Source organism: Novosphingobium aquimarinum (assembly GCF_009746585.1).
GTDB lineage: Bacteria > Pseudomonadota > Alphaproteobacteria > Sphingomonadales > Sphingomonadaceae > Novosphingobium > Novosphingobium aquimarinum.
In genome coordinates this window covers 132,741-147,152 of sequence record NZ_WRPO01000002.1, presented here as the reverse complement: position 1 = coordinate 147,152, position 14,412 = coordinate 132,741, and the positions used below count along the sequence as shown (strand labels likewise).

The 14,412-nt window shown below is 62.4% G+C and carries 13 protein-coding genes; 6 read left to right on the top strand and 7 right to left on the bottom strand.

Annotation, left to right across the window (positions count from 1 at the left end; translation table 11 throughout):
• The first annotated feature begins 39 nt into the window (after positions 1 to 39).
• On the top strand, positions 40 to 2,301 hold the full coding sequence (locus GQO94_RS02750) for an NADP-dependent malic enzyme (protein ID WP_156839622.1): 2,262 nt from the start codon (positions 40 to 42) through the stop codon (positions 2,299 to 2,301).
• 19 nt (positions 2,302 to 2,320) lie between these two features.
• Here GQO94_RS02750 and GQO94_RS02745 read toward each other — a convergent pair whose 3' ends face one another.
• The 6 genes from GQO94_RS02745 to GQO94_RS02720 all read right to left on the bottom strand — a co-directional run bounded on the left by GQO94_RS02745 (position 2,321) and on the right by GQO94_RS02720 (position 7,640).
• Positions 2,321 to 3,787: a serine hydrolase domain-containing protein gene (locus tag GQO94_RS02745; protein WP_198045772.1), complete on the bottom strand. Its 1,467-nt coding sequence runs from the start codon at positions 3,785 to 3,787 to the stop codon at positions 2,321 to 2,323.
• 100 nt (positions 3,788 to 3,887) lie between these two features.
• Positions 3,888 to 4,652 (bottom strand): sulfite exporter TauE/SafE family protein, encoded by a 765-nt coding sequence (locus GQO94_RS02740; RefSeq protein ID WP_156839620.1) that lies wholly within the window; start codon positions 4,650 to 4,652, stop codon positions 3,888 to 3,890.
• A gap of 186 nt (positions 4,653 to 4,838) precedes the next feature.
• On the bottom strand, positions 4,839 to 5,132 hold the full coding sequence (locus tag GQO94_RS02735) for a putative quinol monooxygenase (RefSeq protein ID WP_156839619.1): 294 nt from the start codon (positions 5,130 to 5,132) through the stop codon (positions 4,839 to 4,841).
• Between the two features lie 134 nt (positions 5,133 to 5,266).
• Entirely contained in the window at positions 5,267 to 6,043 is a 777-nt protein-coding gene (locus GQO94_RS02730; protein WP_156839618.1) for an SDR family oxidoreductase, read from the bottom strand.
• A 41-nt stretch (positions 6,044 to 6,084) separates the two neighbouring features.
• A complete protein-coding gene (locus GQO94_RS02725; RefSeq protein WP_156839617.1) occupies positions 6,085 to 6,852 on the bottom strand; it encodes an SDR family NAD(P)-dependent oxidoreductase in 768 nt (255 codons plus the stop codon).
• Complete coding sequence (locus GQO94_RS02720; protein WP_156839616.1) at positions 6,849 to 7,640, bottom strand: SDR family NAD(P)-dependent oxidoreductase; 792 nt, start codon at positions 7,638 to 7,640, stop codon at positions 6,849 to 6,851. The genes GQO94_RS02725 and GQO94_RS02720 overlap by 4 nt, the downstream gene beginning before the upstream one ends.
• A 173-nt stretch (positions 7,641 to 7,813) precedes the next feature.
• On the opposite strand from GQO94_RS02720, the gene GQO94_RS02715 reads away from it, so the two are divergent.
• The 5 genes from GQO94_RS02715 (at position 7,814) to GQO94_RS02695 (ending at position 13,750) form a co-directional block, all read left to right on the top strand.
• A complete protein-coding gene (locus GQO94_RS02715; protein ID WP_156839615.1) occupies positions 7,814 to 8,266 on the top strand; it encodes a nuclear transport factor 2 family protein in 453 nt (150 codons plus the stop codon).
• On the top strand, positions 8,263 to 9,066 hold the full coding sequence (locus tag GQO94_RS02710; protein ID WP_156839614.1) for an SDR family NAD(P)-dependent oxidoreductase: 804 nt from the start codon (positions 8,263 to 8,265) through the stop codon (positions 9,064 to 9,066). The genes GQO94_RS02715 and GQO94_RS02710 overlap by 4 nt, the downstream gene beginning before the upstream one ends.
• A gap of 151 nt (positions 9,067 to 9,217) precedes the next feature.
• Positions 9,218 to 9,967, top strand: coding sequence for a helix-turn-helix domain-containing protein (locus tag GQO94_RS02705; RefSeq protein ID WP_156839613.1), 750 nt, complete (start codon positions 9,218 to 9,220; stop codon positions 9,965 to 9,967).
• 325 nt (positions 9,968 to 10,292) lie between these two features.
• Entirely contained in the window at positions 10,293 to 12,731 is a 2,439-nt protein-coding gene (locus GQO94_RS02700; protein WP_156839612.1) for a TonB-dependent receptor, read from the top strand.
• Positions 12,732 to 12,859: 128 nt separating this feature from the next.
• Positions 12,860 to 13,750, top strand: a complete 891-nt coding sequence (locus GQO94_RS02695; RefSeq protein WP_232332738.1) for a Coq4 family protein — start codon at positions 12,860 to 12,862, stop codon at positions 13,748 to 13,750.
• Between the two features lie 90 nt (positions 13,751 to 13,840).
• On the opposite strand, the gene GQO94_RS02690 is transcribed toward GQO94_RS02695, so the two are convergent.
• Positions 13,841 to 14,365 (bottom strand): VOC family protein, encoded by a 525-nt coding sequence (locus GQO94_RS02690; protein WP_156839610.1) that lies wholly within the window; start codon positions 14,363 to 14,365, stop codon positions 13,841 to 13,843.
• Positions 14,366 to 14,412 lie beyond the last annotated feature (47 nt).

Sequence of the window (14,412 nt, the reverse complement as noted above, 5' to 3'; positions counted from 1 at the left end):
ATCATTGGTTAGGGCGGGCTCGCACTGGGGAGTTAGCGCGTGTCCGATCAGAATAAAGTCGAATTCACCGAGCGCGAGGCGCTCTTCTATCACCAGACGATTCGTCCGGGTAAGATCGAGATCATCGCCTCGAAACCCATGGCAAGCCAGCGCGATCTCAGCCTGGCCTATTCACCAGGTGTCGCCGTGCCGGTGCGCGCGATCGCCGCCGATCCCAATGCTGCCTACGATTACACCGCCAAGGGTAACCTCGTCGCTGTGATCTCGAACGGGACCGCGATCCTGGGCCTGGGCAATCTGGGCGCGCTTGCCTCGAAGCCGGTGATGGAAGGCAAGGCGGTGCTGTTCAAGCGCTTCGCCGACGTCGATTCGATCGACATCGAGTTGAACACCGAAGACCCCGACGCCTTCATCGAAGCCGTCGCGCTGCTCGAACCCACGTTCGGCGGCATCAATCTGGAAGACATCGCCGCCCCCGAGTGTTTCCAGATCGAGCAAGCCCTGCGCGAGCGGATGAACATCCCGGTGATGCACGACGATCAGCACGGCACCGCGATCATCTCGGCCGCCGGTCTCGTCAACGCGTGCCATCTGACGAACCGCGAGTTCAAGGACGTGAAGGTCGTGGTGAACGGTGCCGGTGCCGCCGCGATCGCGTGTACCGAGCTCATCAAGGCGATGGGCGTGCGCCAGGAAAACGTGCTGATGTGCGATTCCAAGGGCGTGATCCATCGCGGGCGCACCGATCTCGACCAGTTCAAGTCGGCGCATGCGGCCGATACCGATCGACGGACGCTGGCCGATGCGCTGAAGGGGGCGGATATCTTCCTCGGCCTTTCGGTCGCGCGCGCGGTGACGCAGGACATGGTCAAGTCGATGGCGGATCAGCCGATCATCTTCGCCATGGCCAATCCCGATCCTGAGATCACTCCGCCCGAAGTGAAGGCGGCGCGGCCCGACGCGATCGTCGCCACGGGCCGGTCGGACTATCCGAATCAGGTCAACAACGTGCTCGGGTTCCCCTTCATCTTCCGCGGCGCACTCGATGTCCGGGCAACCGCGATCAACGAGGAAATGAAGATCGCCGCAGCCACCGCGATCGCCGAACTGGCGCGCGAGCAAGTGCCCGAGGAAGTCGCCGCCGCTTACGGCAAGAACCACCAGTTCGGGCTGGACTACATCATCCCCGCGCCGTTCGATCCGCGCTTGATGGAAGTGGTTTCGTCCGCGGTCGCCAAGGCGGCGATGGACACGGGCGTCGCGCGCAAGCAGATCGAGGATTTCGACGCCTACCGCCACGCGTTGAAGAGCCGGCTCAATCCGACGACTTCGGTGCTCACGCATGTCTACGCCGAGGTGAAGCAGAATCCCAAGCGGATGATCTTCGCCGAGGCCGAGAACGAAGTCGTGCTGCGTGCCGCGATTCAGTACCGCGATTTCGGCTATGGCGAACCGATTCTGGTCGGTCGCACTCAGGCCGTGCTCGACAAATTCGCCGAACTGGGCGTCAGCGATCCGGAAAGCTATCGGATCGAGAACTCGCTGGTGTCCGAGCATGTCGAGCCGATGGTCGAGATGCTCTACGAGCGGCTGCAGCGCCGCGGTTACCTGGAACGCGACGTGCGCCGCATGGTCAACCAGGATCGCAACGTGTTCTCCTCCGGCCTGCTCAAGCTGGGCGTGGGCGATGCGATGGTCACGGGCATGACTCGCCCGTTCGGCCAGTCAATGACCGAAGTGCGCCGCGTGCTCGATGCCAAGGAGGGCGCGCTGCCTTTCGGCATCCACATGATGGTGGGCAAGGCGCACACCGTGTTCCTCGCCGATACCACGATCAACGAACGTCCGAGCTCGGAAGATCTTGCGGTGATCGCGACCGAGACCGCGGCCGTCGCGCGCCGCATGGGTCACGAGCCCCGCGTCGCTTTCCTCAGCTATTCGACTTTCGGCAATCCTTCGGGGCGCTGGCTCGAGAACATCCGCGATGCGGTGCACATTCTCGACCAACAGCAGCCGGGCTTCGAGTACGAGGGCGATGTCGCCCCCGATGCCGCGCTCAACCCCAAGGTCATGGCGCAGTATCCGTTCTCGCGGCTCAGCGCGCCGGCCAACGTGTTGGTCATGCCCGGGCTGCAATCGGCCAACATCTCGGCCAAGCTGCTGCGCGAGCTAGCGGGCACGACCACCATCGGCCCGATGCTGATCGGCATGGAAAAGCCGGTGCAGATCGTGCCGATGACCGCGATCGCGCCCGATGTCCTGACGCTGGCGGTGCTCGCTGCCGCCGGGATCTCGGGGTAAGCCGCCAGGCGCCAGGCGGTTACTCCCCCGGCAACATCCGGTTCGCGTAGAAATCGGCCTCGTCTTCTGCCGCCGGTGGATCGAGGTTGGCGAGCGCGACGACGATCGCGTCCAGCTCGGGATAGACGCGGATCGATGAATTCATCCCCGGTGCGCCGCCGCCGTGGCCCCAGTTGCGCGTCAGTCCTTCGCCCGCGACGATGAAGCCGAAGCCGTACCAGCCATCGGGTCGCTGGGGGCTGGTGGCTTCGGCGAGCAGATCGGCGGGGATCAGCCGTCCCGCGCGCAGTGCCGCCATGAAGCGCACCATGTCGCCCGCGGTCGAATAGCCGCCGCCTGCGGAAGAGCCGCGCCAGGGGAGCGTGTTCGCATTGTCGCGCAGCGCGCCGTCCTGTTGCACATAGCCTTTCGAGCGGTTCGGGACCGGCGTTTCCTCGGGCAGCGAGCCGGTGTCGCGCATGCCGGCGGGCGCGAAAATATGGCGGCGCACATAATCGTAGTAGGTTTCGCCCGAGACCACTTCGACGATCCTTCCGAGCAAGACAAAACCGTAGTTGGCGTAGGCTCCCTTGCCCGCCTCGCTCGTGTCCGGTGCACGATCGCCGAACAGCGTTACGTAGTCGGCGAGCGTGCGGGTCTGCAGCCGGGCCTTTTCGTACTCCTCAGTGAAGATGTCGCCTGCGCCGCCAGTATGGCTGAGGAGCTGTCGGATGGTGACGCTCCTAGCGAACTCCTTGTTCGGATAGTCGGGCAGGTAGTCGCCGACCGTCGCGTCGAGCGAGATGTCGCCTTTCGCGACCCGCTGCAGCACGCTGACGGCGGTGAACATCTTGTTGGCCGAGCCGAGGCGAAACTTCGTATTTATCGTCACCGGCGCTTCGGATTCGCGGTCGGCGAGACCCGCTGCCGTTTGATAGACGACTTCGCCATGGCGCACGACAAGCACCGTTCCCGCGAAGCGGTCGGCGGCGACGTCGGCCGCGATCTTGCGGTCCGCCATCGCATTGAGCTGCGCTTGCGGGAAACGCGGCAATGCGAACTCGGGCGGGCGATTTGCCGTCGTCAGGCCGTTGCCCGGTTTCTCGAGCAACTGCATCGGGTTGTCCGGATCGATGCTGATCTTGGAGCTCCAGAAGGCGTCGCCCTTTTCGGGCGCGAACAGCACCAAGATTTCGTTGGGGCCGTCCGACGTGACTTTCACCGGCGTCAGCGTGCCGGTGGTCGCGTGCATGGCGATCCAGTCCTCGGGCGGCGCCTTGCGATCGTAGAGCGCGTTGTATCGCTCGAGCTGCGCGCGGTCGGCGGAATTGTAGGCCTCGAGCCAGGTCCGCTCGAACCGGCCGGCAGGCGTGTCGGGCATTTCCACGGCGGGGTACGTCGGGTTGGACGCGGGTGTTTCGATGGCCGGGGGCGAGGCGGCGGCGGGGCTGGCGCTCGACGCTGCCAGCAGCGCTGCGGCCAGGACGGTTGACGTTGGCAAAAGCACGATCCTCTCCAGATGACGTGACGCGCATCGAAGAGGATCGGGGGCTCGGAGGAAACCCGCAAAAACTTGGGGTCTGCGCTATTGGGCGTTTCTCAGGCCCTCAAAACCAGGCTTTCCAGATACCAAAAGCGCTGGTGAGCGTGAGCACCACGCCCACCATGATGAGCATGGGCTTGGGCGGAATCCGCTTGGCGGCCCAGGCGCCGATCGGCGCGGCGAGCACGCCGCCGATCAAGAGACCGAGCGTCGCGCCGGCCACATCCGCGACCCCCAGATGCCAGATGAAGGCGATCGAGACGGTGACGGTGAGGAAGAATTCGACGGTGTTGACCGTGCCCACCACCTTGCGCGGTTCGGCGCCCTGGATCAGCAAATTGGAGGTCACCACCGGTCCCCAGCCGCCGCCGCCCGCGGCATCGAGAAAGCCGCCGACGAGGCCCAGCGGGGCGATGAACTTCGCTTCCTTGAGCTGAGGCGGGTAGAGCAGGCCGCGCACTAGCAGCCACACGCCGATGGCCACGAGGTAGAGCAGCACGAAGGGTTTGACGACACTCGCATCGAGGTTGGACAAGACATAAGCGCCCAGAATGCCGCCGACCACGCCTGGTATCAGCAGACGGAAGAACAGTTTTCCGTCGATGTTGCGATGAAGCAGGTGGCTGATGCCCGATGTCGCGGTGGTGAAGCACTCGACGAGATGGACGCGCTGCGATGCCAAGGCCGGGGGAACCCCGAGGACGGCCACCAGCAGGGTATTGGACAAGACGCCGAACGCCATTCCCAAGGCCCCGTCCACCAGTTGCGCCGCGAAGCCGACGGCAATGAAGGGAAGCAGCGCGGTAAGATCGAAACTTCCGAAATCCATGCCTGTCGTCTCCGTGAATCAAACTCGACCCACGGAGTAGAGATTTAATCTCAACTCAAACAGTAGAATTTTATTGTCAGCGCCGAAGCGAGGCTTTTCAGCGCCGGTTCGAGCGAAGCGCCGCGTGATGATCGCAAGACCGTGAAGGGCAGGACGGCTCGAAGCGTGACGCCGCCGAAAGTGCTCTCAGCCGATGTGAGGCTCTGTCAAATCGTGAGCCTCGGGCGCGGCAGCCAGCAAACCCTTCAACGACTTCATGAGGTCGGCAGGCAATTGCGATCCTGCCGCGGCGTGATCATCGCGGCTGGCCCAGTGCTCGATGAAGAAGAACCGGTGGGGCTCACTGTCGACGGCCAGCAGATCGATCCGCAGGCTTCCTTCACACTCTGACACGACCGTGCGCAACTCGGCCAGCACTCGAGCGAGTGCCTCTGCCTGGTCAGGCGTAGTCGTCATGACATAATGGCGGACAAACGACATGCTTCACTCCAGATCTGCACCTTCACAGGGCGCGTGGCCTTCGACCTAAAGAGCACGGACACTTCTGTCTACGCCCCTGCCTGAAGCACAGGCAGGCGACCTCCTCTCACCGTGAGAGGAGATCGCCTTAGTCTTTACGGCGCCATGTATTGACCGCCGTTGACGTCCATCGATGCGCCGCTCACCACTTTCGAATAATCGGACACCATGAACAACACTGCCTTCGCGCAATCCTCTTCCGGAGGAATGATGCCGATGGGGATGCGCGCGGTGATCTCGCCCACCACTTCGTCGCGATCGCGCCCGGCGGCGACTTCGCGATCGATGTGGCCCCATACGGGCGCGCCGCCGATCCAGCCCATGCGCGTTACGTTGACGCGAATGCCGAAGCGGCCGAAGTCCTTGGCCATATGCCGGGTAAGCGCGTTCATCCCGCCCTTGCCCGCGGAGTAGGCGCCCTCGCCGGGAAACGGATTGACGGTCGACATCGTCGAGACATTGACGATCGCGCCCTTCGTTTCCTTCAAAGAGGGGAGGCAGGCCTGCGCCATCCGCAGCGCGCCAGCGCAGTTCACGTTGAAGACGGACGCGAATTCCTCGGGATCGGCTTCGTCCACCGTCTTCCACTCGCCATGCGCGTAAGCCGAATTGACCAGGCCGTCGATCTTGCCGAACGTATCCTGCGCCGCCTTGGCAAGCGCGTCGCACTGGCTCCGATTGGTGACATCCGTCGCAAGGGCGATCGCCTCACCGCCTGCCGCTTTGATTTCGGCTACGACGGAATCCAGGAACTCCTTGTTGCGCGCGCCCAGCGCCACTTTCGCGCCTTCGGCAGCCGCAATCTTTCCCAGCGACTGGCCCATGCCGGGGCCCACACCGCTGATCACGATAACCTTGTCTTTCAGTAACATCCCATTCTCCTGTTTGCTTGGACGGGCGCCGAAGCGAGCGCCTAGTCGAAGTTTGCTTGACCCCCGTCGAGGGGCACCGTGGCGCCTGTAAGATAGCCCATGTCGGGACCGCACAACGCGGCGACCGCTCTGCCGATGTCTTCTTCGCAGCGACCGATGCGCCGCAGCGGGATCGTCTGGAAAAACGCTTCGGCTTCTTCAGGCCTGGCTTCGATCCAGGCTTTGAGACCGGGCGAGTCCGCATGTGGTGCGACGGTGAGCACGCGGATCCCGTCGGGGCCCCACTCCGCCGCCGCGGCTCGCGTGAGCGAACGGGTGGCTTGCTTCACCGCGGAATAGGCGCCGTACCCGGCCATATCCCAGCGAACCGCCGCCGAAGTCGCCAGATTGATGATGACGCCTTCGCCCGTTCGCTTGAGATGCGGATGACAGATCTTCATCAAGCGAAAGCTCGCGAGCGGGCCGGAGACGAAACCCGCCTCGAAGGCCGCGTCATCGACCGACAGCAACGGCCCCAGAGGCACTTCCTGGGCATTGTTGACGAGGATGTCGAGGCTGCCGAGCTTAGCCACGACGCCATCGACAAGCGCCGCGAGCGAGGCCGCGTTTTTGACATCGCTTTCGAACGCCTCCGCGCGTCCGCCCGCATCCGAAATCTCCTGGGCAACCGTCTCGACCTTCGACCGCGTGCGACCGGCCAGCGCAACTGCGGCGCCGGCCTTGGCGAGCGCGAGCGCGATGCCGCGCCCCACGCCCTGGCCCGCCCCGGTCACGAGCGCGACTTTGCCGCCAAGCACAGCCTCGCTCACGCTTTCATGGCCGGTGCGCAATTGGGCAGCATCGCTTCATAGTGCCCGGCGGTCCAGCCACCATCGACGGCTATCTCAGCGCCCGAGACATAGCTTGCATCGTCGCTCGCAACGAAGAGCGTGACGCGCGCGATTTCCTCGGCCTCGCCGATGCGCTGCAGCGGCACGCGCTGGAAACTGCGCGCGTTGACCACGTCGGCCGCTTCGTTGCCGGGATTGCCCATTTCGGTGTTCACGCCGCCGGGATGAACCGAGACCACGCGAATGCCATGCGGCCCAAATTCATACGCATAGGATTTCGTGATACCACGCACCGCCCACTTCGAGGCCGTGTACGCGGTGAGGCCGTTGCACCCGCGCAGTCCATCGACCGACGAGATATTGACGATCACGCCCTTGCCATTGGCTTTCAGCGCCGGGACGGCATGCTTCACGCCCATCATCGTGCCGATGACGTTGATCCCGAGTACTCGCTCGGCATCTTCCTTCACCATGTCTTCGGCGGCGGTGAAATGCACCACGGCGGCGTTGTTGACGAGAATGTCGAGCTTGCCGAAACGATCCGTCGCCGCCTTGACGATGGCGCTCCAGTCTTCTTCGGAGCGAACGTCGAGATGCTGGAACAGCGCGGCTTCGCCAATTTCATCGGCAAGGGCACGCCCCTTGTCATCCAGGATATCTCCAAGAACCACCTTGGCGCCTTCGGCCGCGAACAGGCGCGCCGTTGCCGCCCCCATGCCTTGCGCCGCGCCGCTGATGATGGCGACCTTATCTTGAAGCCTGCCCATGTTCCTCTCCCTCGAATCGATTTCTTTATATCATGACTACGCAAGCGCCTTGTCAGTCGGGTGAGGGTGTGCGGTAATGCGTTGTCAATTTCAAGCTTGGTTCTGCATACGACCATAGCATAAGACCCATTCGAAGATCGGCGTCAGGCCGAGCGATTGAGAAGGAGAGGTTTATGGACCCCGTCGACACTTTGCTGGCGATCGAAGGCGTAAAGCGCTGCAAGGCGGAGTATTTCCGCTGCGTGGACGAAAAAGATTGGGACGGACTCGTCGCCAATTTCACGGTCGATGCCGAAACCGATATGCGCGAGGCCGTCGAGCCGCATAACCCGGACCTGCTGACCAGGGACCCCAAGGCCTTCGCCGCGAACAACGGCTACGTGCTGGAGGGCGTTACCACGGCGCACTTCGGCTACATGCCGCGGATCGAAGTCCTCTCCGAAACGGAAGCAACGGCGGTCTGGTCGATGGAAGACTGGCTGTGGGTACCTGAAGGAAATTCGGTGCTGCCCGCAGGCCGGATGCATGGCTGGGGGCACTACTTTGATCGATACACCAAGGTCGGCGATCGCTGGTTGATCTCGGCGACCAGGCTGACCCGGATCAAGATCGAGTTCCGCGCATGAGCCGGCCACTCGATGGCAAGCGCGCGCTCGTCACCGGGGCCAGTTCGGGGCTGGGTGAAGGCATCGCCAGGCGACTCGCAGAAGAGGGTGCCGTGCTGTGCATCCATGGCCGGGATGCCGAGCGTCTGGACGCGGCGCGAAGCCGGCTGACCGTTGGAACTGGCACCCCTGTCCACGTGGCGATCGGCTCACTCTCCGACGACGAGAGCGCCGATGCGGTGTTCAAGACGGCCGAGCAGGCGCTCGGCGGCATCGATATTCTGGTCAACAATGCCGGCGGCGAGTCCGCCGGGAACGGGACGATGCCCTGGCTCGATGTCGAGCCGGATCTCTGGAACCGGCACTACAACAGCAACGTCACCTCGATGGTTCGCCTTATTCGTAATGCGGTGCCGGCGATGAAAGAGAACGGGTGGGGCCGACTGATCCAGCTTTCGAGCGAATCGGCCAGTTTCCCGATGCCCATCATTCCGGACTATCAGGCGGCCAAACTGGCTATTCGCTCGCTGACCCGCAGTCTGGCGATGGCCCTGGCACGCACGGGAATTACCGCGAACAGCGTAAGTCCGGGATTGACGCATTCCGACGGGCCCGACCGCTGGCTGGCCAAGATAGCCAAGGAAAAAGGCTGGGAGGATGATTGGGACGCGATCACGCGCCACGTGCAGGACGAGATGATCTCGAACTTCGCGGGACGTATCGGGGAACCCGCGGACGTCGCGCATGCAATCGCGTTCCTTGCAGACCCGCGTGCCGATTTCATCAACGGCATCGACATCGCGGTAGACGGAGGGCGATAAGTCTAAAGAAAAATCCGGCCGCAATCGCGCGGCCGGATCAGTTGATGATGGAAGAACGATGCTGGCGCCACCGACATCGCCTGGCCATAATGCAAGAATAGGCAGGCAGCAGGCGGATCGTCACGTTCGGCAACGGACAGGGGATCAAGAGATGATGCCGGATAGATCCTACGGTGATACGAGCGCGCGGGAGGAGGGTGCTTTGCTCGCTGCCTTGCGGCGTGCGCTGAGTGGGGCGGGCTGGACTCAGGCGGGGATCGCCACCGAGCTCGGAGTGGGTACCGCAACGGTGAAGCGCTGGCTGCACGGGCGCGGCCTCAGCTTCCATACGCTAGGCACGCTGTGCGCCATGGCGGATACCACGCTGGCCGAGCTCGCCGAAACCAGCCGGATGACCGCGCAACAGCAGGACAAGCTGACGCTTGCCCAGGAAGAAGCGCTGACCAAGGATTCCAATCTTTCCACTCTCTTTTTCCTGATCGTCAACGGCTGGCCGCCGAGCGAAGCGACCGAAGCCTTTCACATCGCGGCCGAAGAAGTCGAACATCATGTGCAACGTCTGGAACGCCTGGCTCTGGTCGATCGGTTGCCGGGCGGGCGGTTGCGCGCGCGACTCAGCCCCACCCATGCCTGGCAGCGCACACCCATGCGACGGCACTTCGAGCGGCACTTGAAGCCGCTGTTCTTCACGATGGATTACGGCGAGCCGGACGCAATCTACGGTGCGGAGACAATCAAGCTGTCTCCATTGGGGCTCGCACGACTGCGCGAACGCATCGAGGGCTTTCGTGCAGAAATGCGGGCGCTCGAAACAGAGGATCGGCGCACGTCATCGCTACCGGCCGATTGGTACGCGGTTCTTGCCGTCGCTCGGTCGATGGGGCCGATGATCAAGCCTTGATCATGGCGCTGCGCTGGCGCGAAGAATTATCGAAGCCCTCTTGACGCCTGCGCTCGTTCTTTTAGTTCTTCCAAGCAGCATTCCTTGAGAAATGCGTAGCTATGGGTGCACTTCCGCTTCGCGGATGTCGCATTGGGAGACAAAGCAGTATGATGAAACGGGATCATCTAGCCTGAATTTCGACGCATGAGCGGCTGACCGGCACAGTCGGCAGCGCGCCTCTTGCTCATATGGTGCCACGAACATTCACGGGTGAGCCTGCGCTCATCCCGCCCCGAAAACGTGCCGACAAAAACCCGATAAAAAATAACAGGAGTGGATTGCCATGAGGATCAGTACAATTGCGCTCGCTCTCGCCGGAGTGTCCGGCATGGCGACAGCAGCCCACGCGCAGAGCACGGACGTAGAGCCGCTCGTCAGTGATACGAAAGCGCCGGTCTCCAAAACCACGCCGCCCGCCGAGCCTGACGGATACACCGGTCTGGCCGACATCGTCGTGACGGCGCAGCGCCGCGAGGAAAGCCTGCAGAAGGTTCCGGTCGCGGTCACCGCGATCAGCAGCGAGCAGATCGATCAGCTTCGCGTGACCAACGTCAAGAACCTCGCGGGCGTTGCGCCGAGCCTTCAGATCAACAACCAGGGCCTGTCCTCGAACTCGACCATTATCGTGCGCGGTATTGCTTCAGGTACGTCGAACAACGCAGTCGATCCCAAGGTCGGCATCTACATCGATGGCGTCTATGTCGGCCGTACCGTGGGTTCGATCTTCGATCTCGCTGACATTCAGCGCGTCGAAGTGCTTCGCGGACCGCAGGGAACGCTGTTCGGCCGTAACGCCACTTCGGGCGCGATCAGCCTCGTTTCGGCACCGCCAAAGGGCGAGTGGGGCCTCAAGGCGACCGCGTCCTACGGCAATTACGACCAGCTTCGCGGCAAGGCGGTTCTGGACTTGCCGGCGTTCGGTCCGTTCACCGTCAAGCTTGCTTATCTGCATGACGAGATCGAAGGCGATTACACCAACCTCATCGGCGGGCAGACGATCGACTTGTCCTTCCGGGCTCCCTCGTTCGGCACGCAGAAGTTCGCCAAGAAACTGGGCAGGCGCAACGTGGACGGCGGACAAGTCGCCGTCCGCGGCATCTTTGGCGATGTCACCGCCGATTATCGCTTCGACTACACCGATGCGCGCGCGACGGGCCGTCCGGTGCAGGCCTTCGGCGTGATCCCCGATCAGTCCGGGCAATTGCTCCAACCCATTATCAGTCTGCAGCCTTTGTTCGGAGGCATTACCAACCAATCGCCGACGCGCTTGGACCAGGTCGCGAACGCCACGAGCGAGGAACGTACCGTTACGCAGGGCCATAGCCTGACGCTTACCGCGATCGGTTCGGATCATCTCACCGTCAAAAGCATCACCGCGTTCCGCAAGTTCAAGCAGTACCCCAATATCTTTGACCTCGCCGCTACGGGCGGCCTGCGTTTCAGCGCGGCGCAATTCGGCGCTTTCCTCGATCCTACGCTCACCAACGAACAGCGGCAGGCGATCCTGTTCAATCCGGCCAACGCGCCGGGCATGAACGATTACTTCTTCTCGCTGCTGACAGCGCGCTCCACTAAGCAGAAGCAGTTCAGTCAGGAACTTCAGTTCCAGTTGAGCGACGATGCATATGAACTGACCGGCGGCTTGTTCTATTTCCACGAACGCTCGCCCGCGACCGACGTTCTCGGCATTCTCGAGCCCATTATTGGGGGAACCGTGGTGCCGCTTCCGTTCGATGCGGCATTCGGCAGCGGCACCACGCGCACGCTGGCGATCAACGATTCCATGGCGGGTTACGCGCAAGGCACCCTGCACCTGACCGATACCCTCGACATCACCGCAGGCTTGCGTGGCACGATCGACGATCGTGAGTTGCAGATCGACGAAATTGCCGGCGGTCAGGGGGGTGTTCTGGGCGTGGGTACCTACAAAGTCAGCTACAAGAAGCTGACGTATACCGGCATCGTCACCTGGCGCCCGAATACGGACAGCACGCTCTACGCCAAGATTTCGACCGGTTATGTTTCCGGCGGCATCCTGAGCGGCATTCCGTACAAGCCTGAAACGCTGACCGCTTACGAAATCGGCGCGAAGACGACCATGCTGAACAATCGGCTGCGCGTGAACGCGGCCGCGTTCTACTCCGACTACAAGGATCTGCAGACGCAGAATTTCATCAACGGTCGGCAGTTTTTCGACAACGCGGGCAAGGCGACAATCAAAGGCTTCGAAGTCGAGGCTGAATTTATACCCGTCGACGGCCTGACGCTCAGCGGCAACGTCGGGTATGCCGATCTCAACTACGACACTTTCATCCTGAACGGCGTCGAAGTCGCGGACTTTGCTCGTACAACGTATAATTCCGATTGGACCGGCCGCCTGGCCGCGCAATACGACTCGCCCGAAGTGTTCGCGGGCGCGCACTTGCAGGCTCGCATCGAAGGACGGTATCGGAGCGGCTATTTCCTGACGTCAACGCCGTTGCGCAATCTCGCTGGGCAGGAAGTCTTGGAAGACCTCAACAAGCAGCCAGGCTTCTGGCTTGTTGATGCGCGCGCGGGGCTCGTCGACTTTGATCTCGGCGGTTCCAAAGTGTCGATTTCGGCCTTCGGTCAAAACATCTTTGATAAGCAGGTCGTCTCGTTCGGCGCGCCGGTTCTGTCGCTCATTGGCAGCTACGAGCGTGGCCGCCTCTACGGCGTCGAAGTCGGATACGCGTTCTGATCGAAAATGCCGCCGGAGCATGCGTGCTTGCTCCGGCGGAGTTTCGGAGTTACTATCCGAAAATAATCCGACACCGAGTCAGCGCGAACTGACCGGGCGGATTAGGCGCCGCAGTTTGGAGAGCGATGATGAACGATATCGCGTCGAAGGTAAGTGATGCCGACTACGCCTACTACAACGGTAGTGGACCCAGCTACACGACGGAGAGCTCGACGCTGATCAGCTCCTCGCCCTATCTCAATCACCGGGAACTCCGGTCCTTGATTGCGCAGGAAATGCTGCGGCGGAATGGGCCCGATGTTCCCAACACCGCCTACATTCCCAATGTCGTGAAGATCCTCATGGAGCTTGAGGATTGGCCGCGCATCTTCCAGCTGTTCGAGGAAGAAAAGGCCCGCCTGCCTCTGTTCAAGTCCTGGCTCGAAGGGCGCAAGATCTCGCTGTTCACGCCAGAGGAACTGAAGGATGCCAAACCCGGCACCTTGCGCGCGGTGATCCATGATTTCGTGGTGAACAGTGGTTACAACATGGACCACTTCTACCAGGGTATGGAAATCAAGACGGACTTCGACTTCTACATGAAGGAGAGGACGCACACCCACGACATCGAGCACATGATCACCGGGTTCGAGACGAACCATGCCGGTGAAGTCGCGCTGCTGGCGGCCAACGCGCGCGCGCTCTACAGCTACTTCACGCCCGAACTGGCGGCGTTCTTCAATCGCGTCAGCGCCTATCTCAAGGCCAAGACCACGATGAAGAGCGGCCTGTTCTATCCCGAAGCCTACAAGGTCGAGCTTGACGCCGAGGATATCGGCGCCGTGCAGGGCCGGGCCTGGAAGCATCCGCTCTTCCTGATCCCATTCCGCGACTATCTCGATCATCAGGTCAGCGACATTCGCGAGGAATTCGGCATCACCAATCCGCCGCCGGCGGGTGAGTGGGCCTGGACCACGGCCGTTAGCGAGGATCCGCGCTTCGACAACGATGACAGCCCGATGGCCACCGCCGCCGAATAGATCGCAAAGTCAAACCTTACCCAACCGAACGGCGCTTCTCCTCACAGGGGCGCCGTTTTGGTTTGGAGGACACGTTCTTTCGCGCGCTGATCAAGACGCAAGGTCGATCGTGCGAACCGGCTCTTGCCCATCCCAAGCACGCGCTTCCGCCACGCCGGCTTCCCACATCTCCCGCATGCCCTCGCCCTGGATGAACTCGAATAGCGTTTCGGGTTCGTCAGGAGTGCTCAGGTAGGCGACACGGGTCGACGGGTTCGAAGCCGTGAAAACCACGACCAGGCCGCGAGCTTGCGCGTCACGGACCGCGAGGTCCAGGTCGTCCACGATATGGGCTATATGGTGCAGACCCCGCAGTCGCCGACCATCGGCGGCGCGATAGGGAGAGGCGGCCTCGTCCGTGACCGCGATCAGCTCGATTTGCATGTCGCCCTGATAGCCCAGGGCAACGTCCATGCCGACCCTGGTCGGAGCGCCGCGATAGTGGCCATCCAGCACGACATTGCGGAACACTGTCCACGGCCCGACGCCGAATTGCCGGATCCATCGCGCGATGGCCGCGTCGAGATCGTCGACCAGAAATCCGATCTGATCGATGGCTTGCGCTCTTGTGTCCATTTCCTCTCCTTGAAAAACGAAAAGGGCGGGCCGCATATGGCGGCCCG